Source organism: Plantactinospora sp. A48 (assembly GCF_055793945.1).
Genome location: NZ_JBTIXF010000010.1, coordinates 15,379 through 34,910 on the forward strand (window position 1 = coordinate 15,379; position 19,532 = coordinate 34,910).

The window sequence follows — 19,532 nt, forward strand, 5'->3', positions numbered from 1 at the left end:
AACAAGCTACTCGCCAGTAGGCTACGGCTATGACCGACCGGTACGCCAGCTTCGCCCACTCCGGACCCGGACGCGCGCTCGTCAAGCGGCTCGGCCTGCCCGATCCGCCCCGGCTGCGCCGCTACCGGCCGGGCGATCCGCTGCTGCCCGGTCCGGCCCTGCTCGGCGCCGCCCCGGGCGGCCGGCTGTCCGAGCCGGTACGACACGTCCTGGCCGACGCGGGCATCGGAGTCGACCAAGCGGCCGGGGCGGGCATCGGAGCCGGTCACGCGACCGACGCAGGCATCGGAGTCAGCCAAGCGACCGGGGCGGCCGTCGGGATCGGCCAAGCGACCGACGCCGACCCGGCGGCCAACGTGGCCGAGGTGGCCAGCCCAGGTGGCCGGTACGGAGCACTGATCTTCGACGCCACCGGTATCACCGACTCGACCGGCCTGCGTGCGCTGTACGACTTCTTCCACCCGTACGCCCGCAGCCTCACCCCGAGCGGCCGGGTGATCGTGTTGGGCACCCCACCCGAGGTGTGCGGGAGCCCACGCGAGGCGACCGCCCAGCGCGCCCTGGAGGGGCTCACCCGCAGCCTCGGCAAGGAGTTCGGCCGGGGCAGCACCAGCCAACTCGTCTACCTGGACCGGGAAGCCAACCCGGTGAGCCTGGAATCCACCCTGCGCTTCCTGCTCTCCGGTCGCTCCGCGTACGTCTCGGGGCAGGTGATCCGGGTCGGCACCGGCGCGGCGACCGCGCCCGCCGACTGGGACCGGCCGCTGGCCGGCCGGGTGGCGCTGGTGACCGGGGCGGCCCGGGGCATCGGCGCCGAGCTGACCCGGGTGCTGGCCCGGGACGGCGCCCGGGTGCTCGCGCTGGACATCCCAGCCGCCGGCGACGAGCTGGCCCGGGTGGCCAACGCGGTCGGGGGCGAAGCGGTACAACTCGATCTGACCTCCGCCGACGCGCCCGACCGGCTGGCCCGGTACGTCGCCGACCGGCACGGGCAGCTCGACATCCTGGTGCACAACGCCGGCATCACCCGGGACAAGACGCTCGGCCGAATGGACCCGGACCGCTGGGACTCCGTGCTCGACGTCAACCTGTCCAGCCAGGAGCGGATCAACGACGTTCTGCTGGACCGCGACCTCATCCGTCCCGGCGGCCGGCTGGTCGGCGTCTCCTCGATCGCCGGCATCGCCGGAAACCGGGGACAGACCAACTACGCCACCAGCAAGGCCGGGGTGATCGGCCTGGTCCGGTCGATGGCACCGATCCTGGCCGAGCGGGAGATCACCATCAACGCGGTCGCCCCCGGCTTCATCGAGACCCGGATGACCGCCCGGATCCCACTCATGCTGCGCGAGGCGGGCCGGCGGATGAACAGCGTTGCCCAGGGCGGCCTGCCGGTGGACGTCGCCGAGACCATGGCCTGGCTCGGCAGCCCGGCCTCCGGCGGGATCACCGGCAACATCATCCGGGTGTGCGGGCAGAGCCTGCTGGGGGCGTGATCATGCCCATCCTGGAACTTCCGACGATGCCCGCCACCGGCCCGCTGTACCGGCGGGCCGCCCTGACCCTGGTGCCGGGCGTCGGCGGCGCCACACGTCGGGCCGGCCGCCGCACCGGTGCGGGTACGCCACGCGGCACCGCTCTGCCCGACACCGAACCGCCCGACGTCGACCGGCCCGACGTGGCCCTGCCCGATACCGAACTGCCCGATGTCGAGCTGTTGGTTCGGGACGTGCCGGTCGACCGGGACCGGTTGGCCGGGTACAACCGGGTCTGTGGTTTTCCGGTGGGCGACCGGCTGCCGGCGACGTACCCGCACGTCATGGCGTTTCCGCTGGCGCTGCGGTTGATGACCGCGCCGGACTTCCCGTTCCCGATGGTCGGCCTGGTACACCTGGCCAACCGGATCACCGTGTGTCGGCCGTTGGACGCGGGCGAACGGTTCGACCTGACGGTCCGGGCCGTCGACCTACGGCCACACGACCGGGGAAGGCAACTGGACGTGGTGGCCACCGCCTCGGTGGACGGTACCGAGGTCTGGCGCGACGTGTCGACGTACCTGAGTCGGGAACGCGGCTCCGGCGACCGGCGCGACGGGCGCCACAAGGGCGACCCCGGTACGCGATCCGACCGACCCGACCAGCCCGAGCGGTCCGACCAGCCCGAGCGGCGGGACCGGTCCGCGCCGCCGACCCCGGCCGCCCGGTGGCGGGTCGAGCCCCGGGTGGGTACGGACTACGCCCGGGTTTCCGGTGACCGCAACCCGATCCACACCTCCCGGCTGGGTGCCCGGCTGCTCGGCTTTCCCCGGCCGATCGCGCACGGGATGTGGAGCAAGGCCCGCTGCCTGGCCGCGTTCGCCGGCCGGCTGCCGGAGGCGTACACGGTGGAGGTGACCTTCAAGCTGCCGCTGCCGCTGCCCTCGACCGTGGCTTTCAGCGCAACGCCCGCCAAAAACGCCGCCAGGTCCGCCGCCGGCTCCACCCCCACCGCTGTCAGCCGCACCGACGCTCCCAACACCGCCGACACCGCGATCGGCGCGACCGGCACGACTGGCGCGACCGGCGCGACTGGCGCGACTGGCGCGGCCGGCACGGCAAACGGCTGGCTGTTCGCGCTGCACGACGCGACCTCCGGCCGCCCCCACCTGGCCGGCACCCTGAGCTGAAAGGAAGGGCACCTTCTTATCGCTTTTCGTAGCGGAAGGGTCCCTTCTTAACGGGCCAGCCCGGTGACCAGCAGCGTCCGGCCCATGGTCTGCCGCGCGCCGAGGGCGGCGTGCGCGTCGGCCGCCCGGTCCAGCGGGAACCGCTGCCCGATCAGCGGACGCAGCCGCCCGGCCGCGGCGGCCGCCAGCGCCTGCTCGGTGTACGTACGCAGCCGCTCCGGTGGCGCCGACGGCCGGATCAGCCGCACCCCACGCTCGGCGGCCAGTTCGGCCGGCACGTCCGTCCAGCCGCCGCTGGCCAGGCCGAAACTGACCAGCCGACCGCCCCGGTCGAGCAGTTCGAACGCCGCCCGGCCGATGCTGCCGCCGACGCCGTCGAACGCCACGTCCAACTCGCCGACCTCGGCCCGGACCCGATCCGCCCAGTCCGGCTCCCGGTAGTCGATCACCACGTCGACACCGAGATCCCACAGCGCCGCCACCTTGGCCGGACCGCCGGCCGCGCCCACCACCCGGGCATCGGCCTCCCGGGCCAACTGCACCAGCAGTGACCCGACACCCCCGGCCGCGGCCTCCACCAGCACCCGCTCCCCGGGCCGCAGCCCGGCCTCGGCCACCAGCATCATCGCGGTACGTCCGCCGGACAGCGTCGCGACGGCGACGTCCAGCGGCAGCCCGTCCGGCACCACGAACAACCCCTCGGCGGGTACGGCGACCCGCTCGGCGTACCCGCCGGAACCCCCGGTCCCGGTGACCACCCGCAGGCCGATCAGGTTCACGTCGATGCCCGGGCCGACGGCCGTCACCACCCCGCCGACCCCGTTTCCCGGAATCATCGGCGGCTCCCCGCGGAACGGTCCGAACCCGCTGGCCCGGAACTGGGTCTCGACGAACGTGACGTTGACGTACGCCACGTCCACCAACGCCTGACCCGGCCCGGCCACCGGCTCGGGCGCCTCCCCCGGGACCAGCACCTCCGGCCCACCAAAGGCTGTCAACCACACCGCGCGCATGTTCGCTCCCCCGTCTCCAACCGACCCGCATCCGGGTCCCGTCGGCACCGGACCACCCGGCTCCGGCTCCGGCTCCGGCTCCGGCTCCGGCTCCGGCTCCGGCTCCGGCTCCGGCTCCGGCTCCGGCTCCGGCTCCGGCTCCGGACAGCCTGCGACTTCAAGTGCACTTGAAGTCAAGGTCAATTCCAGCCCTTCGGCGAGATCTTGGACGGAAACCGTTCGTTGCGAACGGTTTCCGTCCAAGATCTCGCCGTCGTGGGTAAGGCGACGCCGATCCACAACGGTCCGTAAAGAGCCGGCGGGCTCAGCGAGGTGCGGCGGGACGCCAGCGCTGGCCGTCGAAGAGCTGACCGGCACCGAGCCAGGCGGCGTTCATCATCCGGGTGGCAGCCTGCTCGGGGTCGGCCTCCGGGTGGTCGGCGAGCCAGTCGGCAACCGACTCGGAGGCGCCGACCAGTGCGTACGCCATGATCTCCAGGTCTGTCGCACGGACCTCGCGGCTCCGATCCACCGGTCCATCCGTGGCCGGTCCGTCCGTGGCCGGTCCGTCCGTGGCCGGTCCGTCCGAGCCCTGGCCACACAGGCCCGGGGCGGCCAGGCCCGGGGCGGCCGGAGGCGGGGCGGCCGGGCCCGGGGCGGCCGGGCCCGGGGCGGCCGGGCCCGGGGCGGCCGGAGGCGGGCCCTCCGCGGCCGGTCCGGCCGAGGCGTCCGCGATCGGGGCGTTCAGGACTCCGGGTGCCGGGGTGCGGGCGGCCAGTGCCCGATCCAGCATTCCGGCGACCACCTCGACGATCCGGGCGCGCATCGCGGCGAGGTCTTCGGCGAACGGCTCGCCCCGGGCCTGCCGGTAGAGCACCGCCCAGCCGTCCCGGTGCGCGCCGACGAACCGGAAGAACGCCCGCAGTCCGCGCCAGAGCTGTTCGTCGGCGGGCAGGTCGGGCTCCACGGCGGCGGCGATGGCCTCCATCAGCCGGGTGCCCTCCCGGTGCAGGCAGGCGGTGAACAGCTTGTCCTTGGCGCCGAGATAGGCGTACACCATCGGTTTGCTGATGCCGGCGACCTCGGCGATCTCGTCCATGCTCGCGGCGTGGTAGCCGTGCCGGGAGAAGACCTTGACCGCGGCGTCGAGCATCTGTTGCTCGCGGACGGCTCTGGGTAACCGTTTGAAGGTGGTCGGCATCCTTGCGAGCATACCTACTCATGCGTAGGGTTACGCCGGAGTAACCAAGTCCGTTTCCCGGAAGGTGCAACCATGACCGAATTCGACCCGGCGACATTCGCCTCAGTCGGCCCCAAGGAGTTCGCCCAGCTGGTCAAGTCGACCCCGGACGCCAGGATCGCCGAGGTGATGGCCGGCGAGGATCGCGGCAAGGTCCTCAGCGAGGTCTTCGGCCGGATGCCGTCGCTGTTCCGCGCCGACCGGGCGGGCTCGACCAACGCCGTCATCCACTGGAACATCACCGGCCGCCCGGACGGCGGCAGCGACACCTACGAGGTGGTCGTCGAGAACGGCACCTGCACGGTCTCGGAACCTCCGCAGCGCGACCCCAAGCTGTCGCTCACCATGGGTCCGGTCGAATTCCTCAAGATCGTCTCCGGTGGCGCCAACCCCGTGATGATGTTCATGACGGGCAAACTGAAGGCCAAGGGTGACCTCGGGCTCGCCGCCAACATCGCCAACCTCTTCGACATCCCCAAGGCCTGACCGATGGTCGAGTTCTCGCTTGACCTGACGGAGGAACAGCGGGATCTGCGCGACTGGGTACACGGCTTCGCCAGCGAGGTCGTGCGCCCGGCCGCCGCCGAGTGGGACGCCCGCGAGGAGACCCCGTGGCCGATCATCCAGGATGCGGCCAAGATCGGCCTGTACGGCTTCGAGTTCCTGGCCAACTGCTGGGCCGACCCCACCGGGCTGTCCCTGCCGATCGCCAGCGAGGAACTGTTCTGGGGTGACGCCGGCATCGGCCTGTCCATCTTCGGCACCTCCCTCGCGGTCGCCGCAATCTACGGCTCCGGTACGCCGGACCAGCTCGTCGAGTGGGTACCGCAGTGCTTCGGCACCGTGGACGAGCCCGCCGTGGCGGCGTTCTGCACCACCGAACCGGAGGCCGGTTCCGACGTGGGCGCGATGCGCAGCCGGGCGGTCTACCAGGAGGCCACCGACGAGTGGGTGCTCAACGGGCAGAAGGCGTACGCCACCAACGGCGGTATCGCCGGCGTACACGTGGTGACCGCCTCCGTGGATCCGTCGCTCGGGTCACGCGGCCAGGCCGCGTTCGTGATCCCGCCGGGCACCCCGGGCCTGGCCGCCACCCGCAAGCTCAAGAAACTGGGCCTACGCTCCTCGCACACGGCGGACGTCTTCCTCGACGATGTCCGGGTTCCCGGATCCTGCCTGCTCGGCGGGCGGGAGGCCCTGGAGGAGCGGCTGGCCCGGGCCCGTTCCGGGCAGCGGGCGTCGACGCAGGCCGCCATGCGGACCTTCGAGCTGTCCCGCCCGACCGTCGGCGCGCAGGCGATCGGGGTCGCCAGAGCCGCCTACGAGTACGCCCTGGAGTACGCCGGCAACCGCATCCAGTTCGGCCGGCCGATCATCGAGAACCAGGCCGTGGCGTTCGCGTTCGCGGACATGAGGACCGAGATCGACGCGGCCCGGCTGCTGGTCTGGCGCGCGTCCTGGATGGGCCGTAACAACCGGCCGTTCACCGCGGGCGAGGGCTCGATGTCGAAGCTCAAGGCCGGCGAGGTGGCCGTGTCGGTCACCGAGAAGGCCGTGCAGATCCTCGGCGGGGCCGGCTTCCTCCGGGAGCACCCGGTCGAACGCTGGTACCGGGACGCCAAGATCTACACCATCTTCGAGGGCACCTCCGAGATCCAACGACTGGTGATCGCCCGAGCCGTCTCCGGCCGACAGATTCACTGACGTAACAATCAACCCCCTGTCACCGATTCACGTTAGGGAAGGCCCCTGATCCACCACTGACCCGAGGACAACCGTGGACCTGCCGTTCATCGTCGCCACTCTGACCCGTCGCGGCATGCTCAACCCGGGATCGCCCATCCGGGTCGCATCCCAGCTCAGTACGCTGCGCCAGTGGGGGTTCGGGCTCGCCGGTGAGCTGCGCCAGGCCGTGGCGCGGGACCCGGACCGGATCGCGCTCATCGACGACGGGTACGGCAGCGTCACGTACGCGACCCTGCTCAGCCGCACCGAACGGCTGGCCCGCGCGTTGCGCAGCGTCTTCGGCGTCGCGCCGGGCCAGCGGATCGGCATCCTCTGCCGTAACCACGGCGGCCTCATCGAGGCGACCGTGGCGGCGTCCCTCCTCGGCGCCGACCCGGTGCTGGTCAACACCGGACTGTCCGGCTCGCAGCTCACGGTCGTCGCCGAGGAGGAGGACCTGCGGGTCCTGATCCACGACGCCGAGTTCGTCGACCGCCTGGTCGGCCTGCCGGCGCACATCCACCGGGTGGACGAGCGCCGGCACGAGGAGTTGATCGCGACCGCACCGCCGGAACCGCTCCGGCCGCCGGCCAGGGAGGGCCGGACCGTGGTGCTGACCTCCGGAACCACGGGTACGCCCAAGGGCGCCCAACGGCGCAACCCGACCGGATTCGGCCCGCTGGTGTCCATCATCGACCGCATCCCGCTGCACGTCCACGATCGGATGCTGATCGCCGCACCGCTCTTCCACACCTGGGGTTACGCCGCCCTCCAGGTCTCGTTCGCGCTGCGCGCCACGATCGTGCTGAACCGCCGGTTCGATCCGGTGGCCACGCTGCGGGCCGTCGAACAGCACCGCTGCACCGCGTTGTTCGCCGTACCGGTGATGTTGCAACGCCTCCTTGAGGTCCCGCCGCCGGCGACCCGGCCACCGCTCAAGGTGGTGGCCGTCAGCGGGTCGGCGCTGCCCGGCGGGCTCGCCACCCGGTTCATGGAGTTGTACGGCGATGTGGTCTACAACCTGTACGGCTCCACGGAGGTCTCCTGGGCCTCGATCGCCACCCCGGCCGACCTGCGACTCGCCCCACACGCGGCCGGCCGGCCGCCGCACGGCACCCGGCTGGCCATCCTCGACCAGCACGGCAACCCCGTCCCGCGCGGGCACGTCGGGCGGATCTTCGTCGGCAACGAGATGCTGTTCGAGGGCTACACCTCGGGCAGCGCACGGGAGAACCGGGGCGGGCTGATGGACACCGGCGACCTGGGTCACCTCGACGAGAACGGCCTGCTGTTCGTCGACGGCCGGCAGGACGACATGATCGTCTCCGGGGGCGAGAACGTGTTCCCGTCCGAGGTGGAGAACCTGCTCGCCGAACTGCCGCAGGTCCGCGAGGTCGCGGTCGTCGGGGTGCCGGACCAGGAGTACGGCCAACGGCTGGTCGCCTACCTGGCTTTGCGGCCCGGCGAGACCCTCGACGCGGACGCCGTCCGGGAGTACGTCCGGCACTACCGGGCCCGTTTCTCGATCCCCCGGGACGTCTTCTTCGTGTCCCACCTGCCGCGCAACGCCACGGGCAAGGTGCTGGTCCGGGAACTGCGCGACCGCAGACCCTAGGGGCTGGGATGCGGGACCATTGGGGGCATCCGCCGGATCCGATCGGGCGGCCCTCGCCGGCACGCTGGACGGTATGAAGATCACGAATCTCCGCCGGCCGCTGGCCGCCGCCACGCTGGGCGCGCTGCTCGTCGCCGGCGCCACCGCTCCCGCCCACGCCGCCGGCCGCCCCGCCCGCCCCGCCCCGGTTGCCTGCCCCACGGGTGATCTGGACCCGAGCGGCATGGCAGCGGCCATCGCCGGGCTGCCCGACGCCGAGGTGACCAGCGCGCAGGTGCGGATCCGCACCTCTTCCGGCTGCTGGACCGGACGCTCCGGGGTGGCCCGGCTCGGCTCGACCACGCCCGTACCGCCGAACGGCAGGTTCCGGATCGGCAGCGTGACCAAGGTCTTCACGGCGGCGATGGTGCTGCAACTCGCCGCCGAACACCGGGTCGACCTCGACGCGCCGGTGCAGCGTTACCTGCCGGGTCTGCTGCCGGCCGACTATCCCGCCATACCGGTGCGTACTCTGCTCAATCACACCAGCGGGCTGCCCAGCGTCACCGATCCGGGCGACCTCGACTGGTGGCTGGACCACCGGTACGACCGGTGGACCGCCGAGCAGCTCGTCCGGCTCGCCAGCGACAACCCCCGCGAGTTCGAGCCGGGAACCCGGCAGCACTACACGAACGCCGGATACATCGTGGCCGGCCTGCTGGTCGAGAAGGTCAGCGGGCATCCGTACGCGGTGGAACTGGAACGGCGGATCGCCCGGCCGCTCGGCCTGCGGGGCACCTACGCCCCGGGTGCCGACCCGCGGATCCTCGGCCCGCACGCGCACGGCTACCAGGCCGTCGACCGGGACGGGCGGACCGAGTTGGTCGACGTGACGAACTGGAGTCAGACCTTCACCCCGGCCGCCGGCAACATCATCTCGACCGTCGCCGACCTGGACAGCTTCACGGCGGCCCTGTTCGGCGGCCGGGTGGTGCCGCCGGCCCAGCTCGCCGAGATGTTCACCGTGCCGGCCGTCGACGACGTCGAGGGCGGCCCGGCCACGTACAGCGTCGGGCTCCAGGCGTACCGGCTGCCGGACGGCGGCACGCTGTGGATCAAGACCGGATCCCGGTACGGCTACCTGGCCGCCATCGCGGCCAGCCGGGACGGCGCGTTCCGGCTGGCGTACTCGGTGACCTCCACCGACGCCAAGGGCAACGGCCAGCCGGCGGTGGTCCAGCGGATCATCGGGGCCGCCCTGGCGCTGTCGTAGGCCGAACCCCGGCCCGACCCCGGCGCCGCCCAGCGCCAGCCGCCGTTCTGGACCCGGGACGGCGGCTGGTCCGGCCCGGCGGGCGGGTCCGGTGGCCCGGCCCGGCGCTGTGCGGGACAGCGCCGGGCCGGTCGTGCCGGGACCTACGGGGTCCAGTACAGGTTCGGGTTCACGTGCCCGGTCCAGTCGAAGACGGCCATGTTGTCCCAACCATCCCCGGTCCCGTTGATGTTCGCCGGGTCCCAGCCGTTCCCCCTGATCGCGTACCAGGTCGGTTCCCAGTAGAAGACCCCCACCGCGCCGGCGTTGCGGGCCGTGTTCTGCACCCAACTGAACTCCTGCGCCTGCCCCTGCCAGGTGGCCGGGATGCCGTCACAGAGCGCGGTGCCGGGGATCGAGTTCGGTTCGCCGTCGGCGTCCGCCGTGGTGAACTGGTACGCCGTCTCGGCGATCACCACCGGCTTGCCGTACCGGGACCTCACGTCGGCGATCACGTTGTACAGGTTGGCCAGCGTGCCGTGCCACATGCAGTAGTAGGACAGCGCGGTGACGTCCCAGGGCACGCCCTGGGCGCGGATCCCGTCGTAGAACCAGCGGGCGTGCGCGTCGCTGTCCGCGTCCGCCGTGTGGATCCACACCTGCGTTCCCCAGTTGCACGCCTTGGTGGCGTTGTAGCCCTGCTTGAGCAGGCTCGCGAGGGGGCCGAAGTCGTTGTTCACGACCTGGCCCTTCGGCCACAGCATGCCCACGTTGATCTCGTTGCCGATCTGCACGCTGTCGGGCGTGGTGCCCTGCGCCCTGAGCGAGGTGCAGACGTCGTAGGTGTAGTTGTAGACGTCGGACTGCAACTGGCTGAGCGAGTGCGACGCCCAGGCCGCGGGCGGGTACTGCTTGCCCGGGTCGGCCCAGGTGTCCGAGTAGTGGAAGTCGATGAGCAGTTTGAAGCCCTTGGCCTTGATCGACCTGGCCTGCTGGAGCACCTTGGCCTTGTTGTTGTAGCCGCTGGCCGGGTTGTTCCAGACCCGCAGCCGCAGGTAGTTGACCCCCTTCGAGCGGAGGATGTCGTACGGGTCGGCCTGCGCACCGGACGCGGCGTAGTACCTGGCGCCGAGGTCGAGGCTGCGCTGCAGCGAGGAGACGTCCGCGCCGAGCATGCTGAGAGTGTTCGCCGCGTGGGCGGGGGTGGCGAGGGCCAGCGGAGCCAGGAGTACGACCGTGGCCAGCGCTGCCCTGAGGGACGGTTTCATGGCGCTCCTTCACGTGGGGAAGGGATGCGACGCCCGGTGGGGACGGGCGAGGTGTCGCCCGGTGGGGACGGGCGGACGCCCGGCGGCGCTGCCGGACGGGTCTGGGGGCGGGCCGACCGGCGAACGGACCCTATTCCGGTGCGGGCGAGGATGCCCGGATCACCAGGCTGGTCGGCACCGTGATGGACAGCGGGGTACGGCCCGCGATGACGTCGACGAGCAACCGGACCATCTCCTCGCTGATCCGATCGAGGGGATGCCGGACGGTGGTCAGCGGCGGGTCCAGCGTGGCGGCCAGCCCGGAGTCGTCGAAGCCGACCACCCGGACGTTCCCGGGCACCTCGCGGCCCACCTCCCGCAACACCGGCAGGGCGGCCGCGGCCATCGCGTCCGAGGCCGCGAAGACCGCGTCCAGGTCGGGGGCCCGGGCCAGCAGTTCCCGCATGGCCGCGGCGCCACTCTCCCGGCTCCAGTCGCCGTGCCCGATCCGCGCCGGCTCGACCGGGATACCGGACGCGGCCAGCGCGTCGGTGTAGCCCCGTAACCGGTCCACCCCGCCGGAGGTGTCCGGGGGACCGGTGATCGTGGCGATCCGCCGGCAGCCCGCCGCGATCAGGTGTTCCACCGCCGACCGGGCGCCGGACCGGTCGTCCGCCGCCACCGAGCTGATCACCTGCTCGTAGCCGAGCACCCGGCCGCAGGCCACGATCGGCACCTCGGCCCGGACGAGCTGGCTGAGCAGCGGATCGCCGGAGTGCGGCGAGACCAGCAGCACGCCGTCGACGTGGCCACCCGACAGGTACGCCACCGTGCGGTTCCGCTCCTCGGCGGTCGAGGCGATCATGAGCAGCAGCGTCAGTTCCCGGTCGGAGAGTGCCTGCGCCACCCCGCGCAGCAGCACCGAGAAGTTGGGGTCCTCGAAGAGCAGGTGTTGCGGTTCGGTGAGCAGGAAGGCGATCGAACCGGACCTGCCGGTGGCCAGCGAACGAGCGTGCTGGTTCGCCGTGTAGCCGGTCCGGGCGATGGCCTCCCGCACGGCCCGGACCGCCTCGGGGCTCACCCACTCCCGGCCGTTCAGAACTCGGGAGACGGTCGCGTAAGAGACCCCGGCCTCGCGCGCCACGTCGCGGATGGTGGGCCGCTTGCGCCCCGTACCGGGCGAGGTCGGCACGGGTTGGATCATAGCCTTCGCCATGTCTTCCGCCTCCCATCTCGTCGTCACGCCTTGACCGCGCCGGCGCCCAGGTCGACCCGCCAGTAGCGTTGCAGACCGAGGAAGAGCGCGACGAGCGGGATGATCGACAGCAGCGCCCCGGTGACCACCGACGTATACATGGCGGGCTGGGACGCGCCCTGGTTGAGCAGCCCGTTCAATCCGACCGTGACCGGATACAGATGGTCGTCGCCGAGCATGATGAAGGGCAGCATGAAGTTGTTCCAGATCGCGACGAACTGGAACAGGAAGACGGTGACCAGCCCGGAGCGCATCATCGGCAGGGCGACCCGGCCGAAGGTGCGCCAGTCGCCGGCGCCGTCCACCCGGGCCGCCTCGATCACCTCGGTGGGTACGGCCGCGGCAGCGAAGATCCGGCACAGGTAGATCCCGTACGGGCTGATGATGCTGGGCAGCAGCACCGACCAGTAGGTGTTGGTCAGGCCGACCTTGGCGAGCAGCAGATACTGCGGGATGGCCAGCACGACGCTGGGCACCAGCACGCCGGCGAGGATCAGGTTGAACACGAACGACCGGCCGGGGAACGTGTACTTGGCGAGCGCGAAACCGGCCATTGCCGACACCAGGCTGGAGGCCGCCCCGCCGATGCCCGCGTACAGGACGGTGTTGGCCATCCAGCGCCAGTAGAGGCCACCTCGGTACGCGCTCAGCTCCCGGATGTTGTCGAACAGGTGGGTACTCGGCGACAGGGTGAAGGTGGAGAACAGCTCCCCGGCGCTCTTCGTCGAGGCGATCAGCACCCAGATCACCGGGAACAGGCAGTACAGCGCGCCCAGCAGCAACAGGACGGTGGCGGCCGGGCTGACCCGTCGGCGTGACCGGCGCCGGTCGGTCGGGGCCGCCGCCGTCGCTCCGCCTACCGTCGGGGCCACTGTCGAGATGGCCATGCTCAGTCCTCCTGGTTGAAGGCGCGGGACCCGACGAGCTTCAGGAAGCCGAAGGACACGACGAAGGTCACCAGCGCGATGACCACCGAGGTGGCCGCCGCCGAGTAGACGTCGTTGCGGGTGAAGGCGTCCCGGTAGACCTTCATCAGCGGCGTCCACGTGGTGGAGATGGTGTTGCTGAGCGGGCGCAGCGTCATGGGCTCGGCGAAGACCTGGAGCGTCGCGATGAGCGAGAAGACGAAGGTCATGATCAGCGCCGGCAGCACGATCGGGATCTTGATCCGCCAGGCGATCTGGTTCTCCGACGCGCCGTCCAGCCGGGCCGCCTCGAACAGGTCGGTGGGGATGGCCCGCAACGAGGTGTAGATCACGATCATGTTGAAGCCGGTGCCACCCCAGACCGCGATGTTGGCCACCGCCCACAGCACCGAGGAGCCGGCGAGCACGTCGGGCGGGGCGATGCCGACACCCTGGAGGAGATCGCCGAACGGGCTGACCCGGGGCAGGTAGAGGAAACCCCAGAGCAGTGAGGCCACCACCGCGGGCACCGCGTACGGCAGGAAGATCGAGATACGCGCGAAGCCGCCCACCCGGGTCCGGCCGGCGTCCAGCAGCAGGGCCAGGAGCAGGGCCAGGCCGAGCATGGTGGGCACCACGATCAGCCCGTACGCCCCGATCCGGTAGACGCTGGGCAGGAACTCGGGGTCGGTGAGCGCCCGGGTGTAGTTCCGCAGGCCGGCCCAGACCTCGGTACGCGAACCCGGGCCCAGGCCCAGCCCGCTGATCCTGACCCGACGCAGGCTCAGGTACGCGGTGTAGCCGATCGGCGCCGCGAAGAACGCGACGAACAGCACCAAGGCCGGCGCGAGGAACGAGTACGGCACGGCGGCGGGTCGGCCGACGCGGCCGGCGCCACGGGGCGTACCAGGGGTGCTGGGAGACTCCGGCACGTCGTCACCTTCCCGGGTGTGCTGCGGGCGATTCGCGGTCCGGCGCCATCACGGTCCGGTGCCGTCGCGGTCCGGCGCCGTCGCGGTGTGGCGCCAGGGCGGCCGGTGGTCCGGCGCCGCACCGCGACGGGTGGATCAGCCGGCGAGCTTGAAGCCGGCGTTCTTCATGTCGTCCGTTGTGGTCCGCTGCATCGAGGTCAGCGCCTCGGTGAAGGCCGCCGCCTGCTTCGACTGGGCCGCCTTCCCGAAGGCGTCGTTGTAGGCGCTGTAGGCGACGTTGACGTCCGGACCGTAGGTGAACGGGTTGGTGACCTTGCTGGCCTCGGCCGCGATGGCGTAGAAGTCCGCCTGGTTCGCGAAGAAGGCCGGCGGGGAGGTCAGGGCCGTCGTGGTGGCGTCGATCGAGGCCGGGTACACGTTGGCCGTCGCGGCCAGTGCCTTGACCGCCGCCGGATCGGTGTTGAGCCACGCGATGAACTGGGCGGCCTGCTCCTTGTGCCTGCTCTGGCTGGTGACGCTGGTGGCCGAGCCGCCCCAGTTTCCGTTGGCCGGCCTGGTGGTGTCCCACTGCGGCAGCGGCGCGGCCTTCCACCTGCCCTTGGTCCTGGCCGCGCTGCTGGCGAGCACGCCCGGCCCCCAGACCGCGCTGAGCCAACCCACCTGGGTGCCGTCGTTGAGGGCGGCGTTCCACTCCGGGGTGTACATCGGCTTGTTGTCGATGGCCCCCTCCTGCACCAGGCCACCCCAGTACTGGGCGACCCGCTGGGTGTTGGCGTCGTTGATCGAGACGGTCCAGGCGTCACCCTGCACGCCCCACCAGGAGGCGCCGGCCTGCTGGGAGAGTCCGGCGAACCAGCCCGGGTCGTTGGCCGAGAAGGTGCCGAGGTACTGCCTGCGGTTCGCCGCGTGGACCTTCCGGGCCGCCGCCGCGTAGTCGTCCCAGGTGGCCGGCGCCTTGAGGCCGAGTGAGTCGAACACGTCGGAGCGGTAGTAGAACATCATCGGCCCGGAGTCCTGCGGGACGCCGTAGACGGCCTCGGAGCCGAGGGTGACGGCGTTCCAGGCGGACTCGGAGAACTTCGCCTTGAGACCACCGGCTTCCCTGGCGATGTCCGCGACCGCGTTCGCCGAGACCAGGGTCGGGATCTTCTGGTACTCGGCCTGCATGACGTCGGGAGCACCGCTGCCGGCCTTGATCGCGGTGAGCAGCTTGACAACGGCCGGATCGCCGCCGTCCTGCTTGTTCACCGTCACGTGGATGTCGGGGTGGGCGGAGTTCCAACCCTCGACGACCTTGTCCATGTTCGGCGCCCAGCTCCAGTAGGTGAGTTCGACCTTCCCACCCGGGGTGCTGCCGCCGTCGGCGCCCGAGTCGCCGGAATCGCTGCACGCGGCGGTCATCAGTAGTGCGGCGGCCAGCGCTCCGGCGACCGGCAGAACTGCCTTGTTCATCCGTCCTCCTCGATCGGCCGGCGGCGGAGGGCGCAGCCGGGGTCACCACCAGGCAGAGACGTACGTCACCAAGCAGGGACCTGTGACCGGTTACAGTGATAGCCGTCGACCCAGTTGTCAAGTCCTTGCGTCTTCCGGGTTAACTCGGGGTATCGTGCGGGCCGCCCACCTGTGACCGGTTACAGTCCGGCGGCCGGTGGCGGACGGGCGACCGCCGGACCGTCAGCCCCGCCCGGTCCGTCCGTCGCGGTCCCGCCCATCCGGGCCCAGCCCGGCCCGTCCTGCTCGTCGCAGACTCGTCGCAGAGGAGACGCCGTGCCCACCGAGTTGCTCGCCGTCCGGCACCGTCCCTGGTCGGAGCCGCTACGCCGGCCACGGATGAGCAACACCGAGGACGAGCGGCCGGGTGTCTCGCTGACCAGCCGCCACCTGATCCGGAACGGCGTGCCGACCATCCCGGTCTCCGGCGAGATCCACTACAGCCGACTGCCCCGGAACCGTTGGCGGCAACGGCTGCGACAGCTACGGGCCGGTGGCATCACGGTGGCCGCCAGCTACGTCTTCTGGCTGCACCACGTCGAGCGTCCCGGCCAGCCCTGCTTCACCGGCAACCTCGACGTCGCCGCCTTCGTCGACGAGGCGATCGCCGAAGGTCTCGACGTCATCCTGCGGATCGGCCCGTGGTGCCACGGCGAGACCCGCAACGGCGGCTTTCCCGACTGGGTACAGCGGGCCGAGGTCCGGCACCGCACGGACGACCCGGCCTATCTCGCCCTGGTCCGGGAATGGTTCGGTCAACTCGCCACCGCCCTGGGCGGTCGCTGCGGTCCCGACGGACCGGTGCTGGGCATCCAACTGGAGAACGAACTCTACGACCAGCCCGGCCATCTGCTCACGCTCAAGCGGCTGGCTCGTGAGGCCGGCATGTCCGCGCCGTTGTGGACCGCCACCGCGTGGGGAGGCGCCGAACTGCCACCCGAGGAGGTCCTGCCGCTCTACGGCGGCTACGGGGACGGGTTCTGGGTGGACGCCGACGCACCCTGGGACCCCACCTTCCGGGCCCACTACTTCTTCTCCCACATCTGGGACGATCCCGGCATCGGTGCCGACGTACGCCGGTCGCAGCCGCGCGCCGGTGGCGCCGACCCGGCTCCGCCACGTACCCCGGCACCGCTGTTCCCGCCGGCCACCTGCGAACTGGGCGGCGGGATGGCCACCGCCTACCATCGCCGGCCGCTGCCGACGGCCCTGGACGTCGCGGCCATCGCCCACTGCAAGATCGGCAACGGTTCCGCCTGGCAGGGCTACTACATGTATGCGGGCGGCACCAACCCGGCAGGCGTGCACGGCACCCAGGAGTCGCACGCCACCGGCTACCCCAACGACCTGCCCCGGCTGGGTTACGACTTCCACGCCCCGATCGGCGAGGCCGGTCTGCTCGCCGGCAGCCATGCCGAACTGCGCCGTCAGCACGCCTTCCTGGCCGCGTTCGGCGCCGCGCTCGCCGAAATGCCGTCCAGCCTGCCGGAGATCCGCCCGGCCGGGATCGAGGACGACCGCACCCTACGGTGGGCGCTGCGCAGCGACGGCACCAGCGGCTTTCTCTTCATCGCCTGGCACCAGCCGCACGTGCCGCTGCCGACCTGTCCCGGCGCCCGGTTCCGGGTGGTGCTCGATCGCGAGCAGATCGTGCTGCCCGACCGGCCGGTCGACATCCCGACCGGCACCCTGGCCCGGTGGCCGCTCGGGCTGACCATCGGTGGCGTACGCCTGGACTGGGCCACGGCGTCCGCGCTCACGGTGCTCCCGGGCGAGGCACCCACCCTGGTGCTGCTCGCCGACCCCGGCATCGCGGTCAGTTGCTCGGTCGGCGGCGTCGCCGCCACCGTCCGACCGGGTCTGACGCCGATCCGGCTCCACGCCGGCGGCCGGCTGGACCTGCTGGTCCTGCCCGCCAGCGTCGCCGCCGAGGTCTGGGTCTGCGAGGACGGTCCGGAGCGGCGGTTGCTGCTCAGCCCGACCGAGCTGTCGTGGGGCCCGGACGGCCGGATCGAGGCGTACGGCCCGGCCGGCCGGTTCGGGGCGCCGGCTCCCGACGTACGGGTCTACGACCCCGCCCGGGGTGCCTTTGTCGAGCTGCCGATGCGGGGCGGCCCACCCGGCCCGGAGCAGGCCCCGGCCATCCGGACGGCGGTTGGACAGCCGCCGACCGACCGGGTCAAGGCCGCCGGGCCGGTCGAGCGGGTGCCGGCCGAACTTGTCCGGACCGGCGCCGGCGCGGTGCCGGTCAGCTACGGCACGTTCGAGGGGCGGCAGTCCGCGCCCACCCCGGAGATCTTCGACGAACTGGCCGCCGTCTACCGGGTACCGCTGCCCGGGTGGATCGCCGATCCGTGGCTCGACGTACATCTGCGGATCGGCTGGGCCGGCGACGTCGGCCAGCTCCGGGTGGACGGCCGTCCGGTCACCGACCGCTTCTGGGACGGGTCCGACTGGATCGTCAGCCTGCGTGACGCGGGGGTCCACGCCGGCTCCACGGTGACCCTGCACCTGCTGCCGCTGGCCAGCGGCTCGCCCGTCGCACTGCCCCGGGACGCCCGCGAACGGCTGGCGACGGCCGACGGACAACTGCTGGCCGTCGATGCCCTACTGGTCGAGGGACGCACCACCTGGCGGGAGGCGGATCGGGTCCAGGAGCGCGCCACCTGGCGCGAGGCGGATCGGGTCCACTGGCCCGTCGATGGCCGGGCGGAGACCTGAGCGTGGAATTCCACGAGATGGTAATCGCGACCGACGGCGGGGGGCGTCGCCAATACGATGGCGAGGTGTCAATCCAACAAGACCCTTCCGACGCGTACGGTTCGAGTGATGAGGCCGCACTCGGGCTGGACGTGTGGCGCGGGCTGCCTCGGGCGCACACGCCGCCGTGGCCGGACCCCAGCGAGGTGGATCAGGTCGCCAAGGCCCTGACCGAGGTACCGCCCATCGTCGGCGCGCACGAGGTGGTGAAGCTGCGCGCACAGCTCGCGGACGTCTGCGACGGCAGGGCTTTCCTGTTGCAGGGTGGCGACTGCGCCGAGACGTTCACCGACAACACCGAGGATCATCTCCTGGCCAACGCCCGCGTGATGCTGCAGATGGCGGTGGTTCTGACCTATGGGGCATCGCTGCCCGTGGTGAAGGTGGCCCGGGTCGCCGGCCAGTACACCAAGCCGCGCAGCGCCCAACTCGACGCCCTCGGTCTCCCGGTCTACCGCGGCGACATGATCAACAGCCTGGAGGCGACCCCGGAGGCCCGGGTGGCCGACCCGCAGCGCATGATCCGGGCGTACGCCAACAGCTCCGCGGCGATGAACATGCTGCGGGCGGCCCTCGCCGGCGGCCTCGCGGACCTGAACGCCGTACACGACTGGAACCGGGGTTTCGCCCGGCACACCTCCGCCGGCCGGCGGTACGCGCACCTGGCCGGGGAGATCGAGCGGGCGATGGCCTTCGTCGCCGCGTGCGGTCTGGCCAGGGAAGAGGCGCTGCGCACCACCACCGTCTACTCCTCGCACGAGGCGTTGGCGCTGGAGTACGACCGGGCGCTGACCCGGGTGGTCAACGGCCGGCCGTACGCCCTCTCCGCGCACATGCTGTGGATCGGCGAGCGGACCAAGCAGCTCGACGGCGCGCACATCGACTACGCGTCCCGGATCGCGAATCCCATCGGCGTGAAGATCAGCGACCGGAACGGACCCGACCAGGTCCTGGCGCTGTGCGAGAAGCTGAACCCGGAGAACGTCCCCGGCCGGCTGACCCTGGTGGCCCGGATGTCCAACCAGAAGGTGCGGGACGCGTTGCCGCCGATCGTCGAGGCGGTCACCGCGGCCGGGCACCGGGTGGTGTGGCAGTGCGATCCGATGCACGGCAACACCCACGAGTCGTCGAACGGGTACAAGACCCGCTCATTCGACCGGATCATGGACGAGGTGCTCGGCTACTTCGAGGTCCACCGGGCGCTCGGCACCCACCCGGGTGGTCTGCACCTGGAGTTCTGTGGCGAGGATGTCACCGAGTGCCTCGGTGGCGCCCAGGAACTGGTCGACGCGGATCTGGCCGGCCGGTACGAGACCGCCTGCGACCCCAGACTGAACGCCGAGCAGTCGCTGGAGCTGGTGTTCGCGGTGGCGGAGATGCTGCGCGCCTGACAAGGCCAGGACCGCCCGGCTCGACTGCATCCGGGCGTCAGGAAGGGCCCCTTCCTATACAAAAAGCGATAACAAGGGGCCCT

The 19,532-nt window shown here is 71.6% G+C and carries 15 protein-coding genes; 8 read left to right on the forward strand and 7 right to left on the reverse strand.

Going from position 1 to position 19,532, the window contains the following annotated elements:
• The first annotated feature begins 29 nt into the window (after positions 1 to 29).
• Both ACXN5W_RS07730 and ACXN5W_RS07735 read left to right on the forward strand, forming a co-directional pair.
• Positions 30 to 1,496, forward strand: a complete 1,467-nt coding sequence (locus ACXN5W_RS07730) for a 3-oxoacyl-ACP reductase (RefSeq protein ID WP_473157475.1) — start codon at positions 30 to 32, stop codon at positions 1,494 to 1,496.
• Between the two features lie 2 nt (positions 1,497 to 1,498).
• On the forward strand, positions 1,499 to 2,665 hold the full coding sequence (locus ACXN5W_RS07735; RefSeq protein ID WP_473157579.1) for a MaoC family dehydratase: 1,167 nt from the start codon (positions 1,499 to 1,501) through the stop codon (positions 2,663 to 2,665).
• A 47-nt stretch (positions 2,666 to 2,712) separates the two neighbouring features.
• Here the strand turns inward: ACXN5W_RS07735 and ACXN5W_RS07740 are convergent, their stop codons facing one another.
• Complete coding sequence (locus ACXN5W_RS07740; protein WP_473157476.1) at positions 2,713 to 3,678, reverse strand: zinc-binding dehydrogenase; 966 nt, start codon at positions 3,676 to 3,678, stop codon at positions 2,713 to 2,715.
• Between the two features lie 304 nt (positions 3,679 to 3,982).
• Positions 3,983 to 4,858, reverse strand: coding sequence for a TetR/AcrR family transcriptional regulator (locus ACXN5W_RS07745; protein ID WP_473157477.1), 876 nt, complete (start codon positions 4,856 to 4,858; stop codon positions 3,983 to 3,985).
• Between the two features lie 72 nt (positions 4,859 to 4,930).
• On the opposite strand from ACXN5W_RS07745, the gene ACXN5W_RS07750 reads away from it, so the two are divergent.
• The 4 genes from ACXN5W_RS07750 (at position 4,931) to ACXN5W_RS07765 (ending at position 9,489) form a co-directional block, all read left to right on the forward strand.
• Positions 4,931 to 5,383: an SCP2 sterol-binding domain-containing protein gene (locus ACXN5W_RS07750; RefSeq protein ID WP_473157478.1), complete on the forward strand. Its 453-nt coding sequence runs from the start codon at positions 4,931 to 4,933 to the stop codon at positions 5,381 to 5,383.
• A 3-nt stretch (positions 5,384 to 5,386) separates the two neighbouring features.
• A complete protein-coding gene (locus ACXN5W_RS07755; RefSeq protein ID WP_473157479.1) occupies positions 5,387 to 6,601 on the forward strand; it encodes an acyl-CoA dehydrogenase family protein in 1,215 nt (404 codons plus the stop codon).
• Between the two features lie 73 nt (positions 6,602 to 6,674).
• Positions 6,675 to 8,237 (forward strand): AMP-binding protein, encoded by a 1,563-nt coding sequence (locus ACXN5W_RS07760; RefSeq protein WP_473157480.1) that lies wholly within the window; start codon positions 6,675 to 6,677, stop codon positions 8,235 to 8,237.
• A 73-nt stretch (positions 8,238 to 8,310) separates the two neighbouring features.
• The gene (locus tag ACXN5W_RS07765) at positions 8,311 to 9,489 is read left to right on the forward strand and encodes a serine hydrolase domain-containing protein (RefSeq protein ID WP_473157481.1); all 1,179 of its coding nucleotides are present in this window, start codon (positions 8,311 to 8,313) and stop codon (positions 9,487 to 9,489) included.
• Positions 9,490 to 9,632: 143 nt separating this feature from the next.
• Here ACXN5W_RS07765 and ACXN5W_RS07770 read toward each other — a convergent pair whose 3' ends face one another.
• From ACXN5W_RS07770 to ACXN5W_RS07790, 5 genes are all read right to left on the reverse strand, one after another.
• A complete protein-coding gene (locus ACXN5W_RS07770; RefSeq protein ID WP_473157482.1) occupies positions 9,633 to 10,736 on the reverse strand; it encodes a glycoside hydrolase family 53 protein in 1,104 nt (367 codons plus the stop codon).
• Positions 10,737 to 10,866: 130 nt separating this feature from the next.
• Positions 10,867 to 11,919, reverse strand: coding sequence for a LacI family DNA-binding transcriptional regulator (locus ACXN5W_RS07775; protein WP_473157483.1), 1,053 nt, complete (start codon positions 11,917 to 11,919; stop codon positions 10,867 to 10,869).
• 35 nt (positions 11,920 to 11,954) lie between these two features.
• A complete protein-coding gene (locus ACXN5W_RS07780; protein ID WP_473157484.1) occupies positions 11,955 to 12,857 on the reverse strand; it encodes a carbohydrate ABC transporter permease in 903 nt (300 codons plus the stop codon).
• Positions 12,858 to 12,859: 2 nt separating this feature from the next.
• Positions 12,860 to 13,807: a carbohydrate ABC transporter permease gene (locus ACXN5W_RS07785; protein WP_473157485.1), complete on the reverse strand. Its 948-nt coding sequence runs from the start codon at positions 13,805 to 13,807 to the stop codon at positions 12,860 to 12,862.
• Positions 13,808 to 13,942: 135 nt separating this feature from the next.
• Positions 13,943 to 15,259, reverse strand: a complete 1,317-nt coding sequence (locus tag ACXN5W_RS07790; RefSeq protein ID WP_473157486.1) for an ABC transporter substrate-binding protein — start codon at positions 15,257 to 15,259, stop codon at positions 13,943 to 13,945.
• Positions 15,260 to 15,574: 315 nt separating this feature from the next.
• Here ACXN5W_RS07790 and ACXN5W_RS07795 point away from each other — a divergent pair, with 315 nt between their 5' ends.
• Both ACXN5W_RS07795 and ACXN5W_RS07800 read left to right on the forward strand, forming a co-directional pair.
• A complete protein-coding gene (locus ACXN5W_RS07795) occupies positions 15,575 to 18,019 on the forward strand; it encodes a beta-galactosidase (protein WP_473157487.1) in 2,445 nt (814 codons plus the stop codon).
• Between the two features lie 65 nt (positions 18,020 to 18,084).
• Positions 18,085 to 19,449 carry a class II 3-deoxy-7-phosphoheptulonate synthase gene (locus ACXN5W_RS07800; protein WP_473157488.1) on the forward strand — a complete coding sequence of 455 codons (1,365 nt, stop codon included), beginning with the start codon at positions 18,085 to 18,087 and terminating at the stop codon, positions 19,447 to 19,449.
• The last annotated feature ends 83 nt before the right edge of the window (positions 19,450 to 19,532 follow it).

Coding starts and splice junctions, on each gene's coding strand:
- ACXN5W_RS07780 (WP_473157484.1), bottom strand. CDS start 12,857: ATGGCCATCTCGACAGTGGCCCCGACGGTAGGCGGAGCGACGGCGGCG.
- ACXN5W_RS07735 (WP_473157579.1), top strand. CDS start 1,499: ATGCCCATCCTGGAACTTCCGACGATGCCCGCCACCGGCCCGCTGTAC.
- ACXN5W_RS07740 (WP_473157476.1), bottom strand. CDS start 3,678: ATGCGCGCGGTGTGGTTGACAGCCTTTGGTGGGCCGGAGGTGCTGGTC.
- ACXN5W_RS07790 (WP_473157486.1), bottom strand. CDS start 15,259: ATGAACAAGGCAGTTCTGCCGGTCGCCGGAGCGCTGGCCGCCGCACTA.
- ACXN5W_RS07750 (WP_473157478.1), top strand. CDS start 4,931: ATGACCGAATTCGACCCGGCGACATTCGCCTCAGTCGGCCCCAAGGAG.
- ACXN5W_RS07755 (WP_473157479.1), top strand. CDS start 5,387: ATGGTCGAGTTCTCGCTTGACCTGACGGAGGAACAGCGGGATCTGCGC.
- ACXN5W_RS07775 (WP_473157483.1), bottom strand. CDS start 11,919: ATGATCCAACCCGTGCCGACCTCGCCCGGTACGGGGCGCAAGCGGCCC.
- ACXN5W_RS07770 (WP_473157482.1), bottom strand. CDS start 10,736: ATGAAACCGTCCCTCAGGGCAGCGCTGGCCACGGTCGTACTCCTGGCT.
- ACXN5W_RS07765 (WP_473157481.1), top strand. CDS start 8,311: ATGAAGATCACGAATCTCCGCCGGCCGCTGGCCGCCGCCACGCTGGGC.
- ACXN5W_RS07745 (WP_473157477.1), bottom strand. CDS start 4,858: ATGCCGACCACCTTCAAACGGTTACCCAGAGCCGTCCGCGAGCAACAG.
- ACXN5W_RS07730 (WP_473157475.1), top strand. CDS start 30: ATGACCGACCGGTACGCCAGCTTCGCCCACTCCGGACCCGGACGCGCG.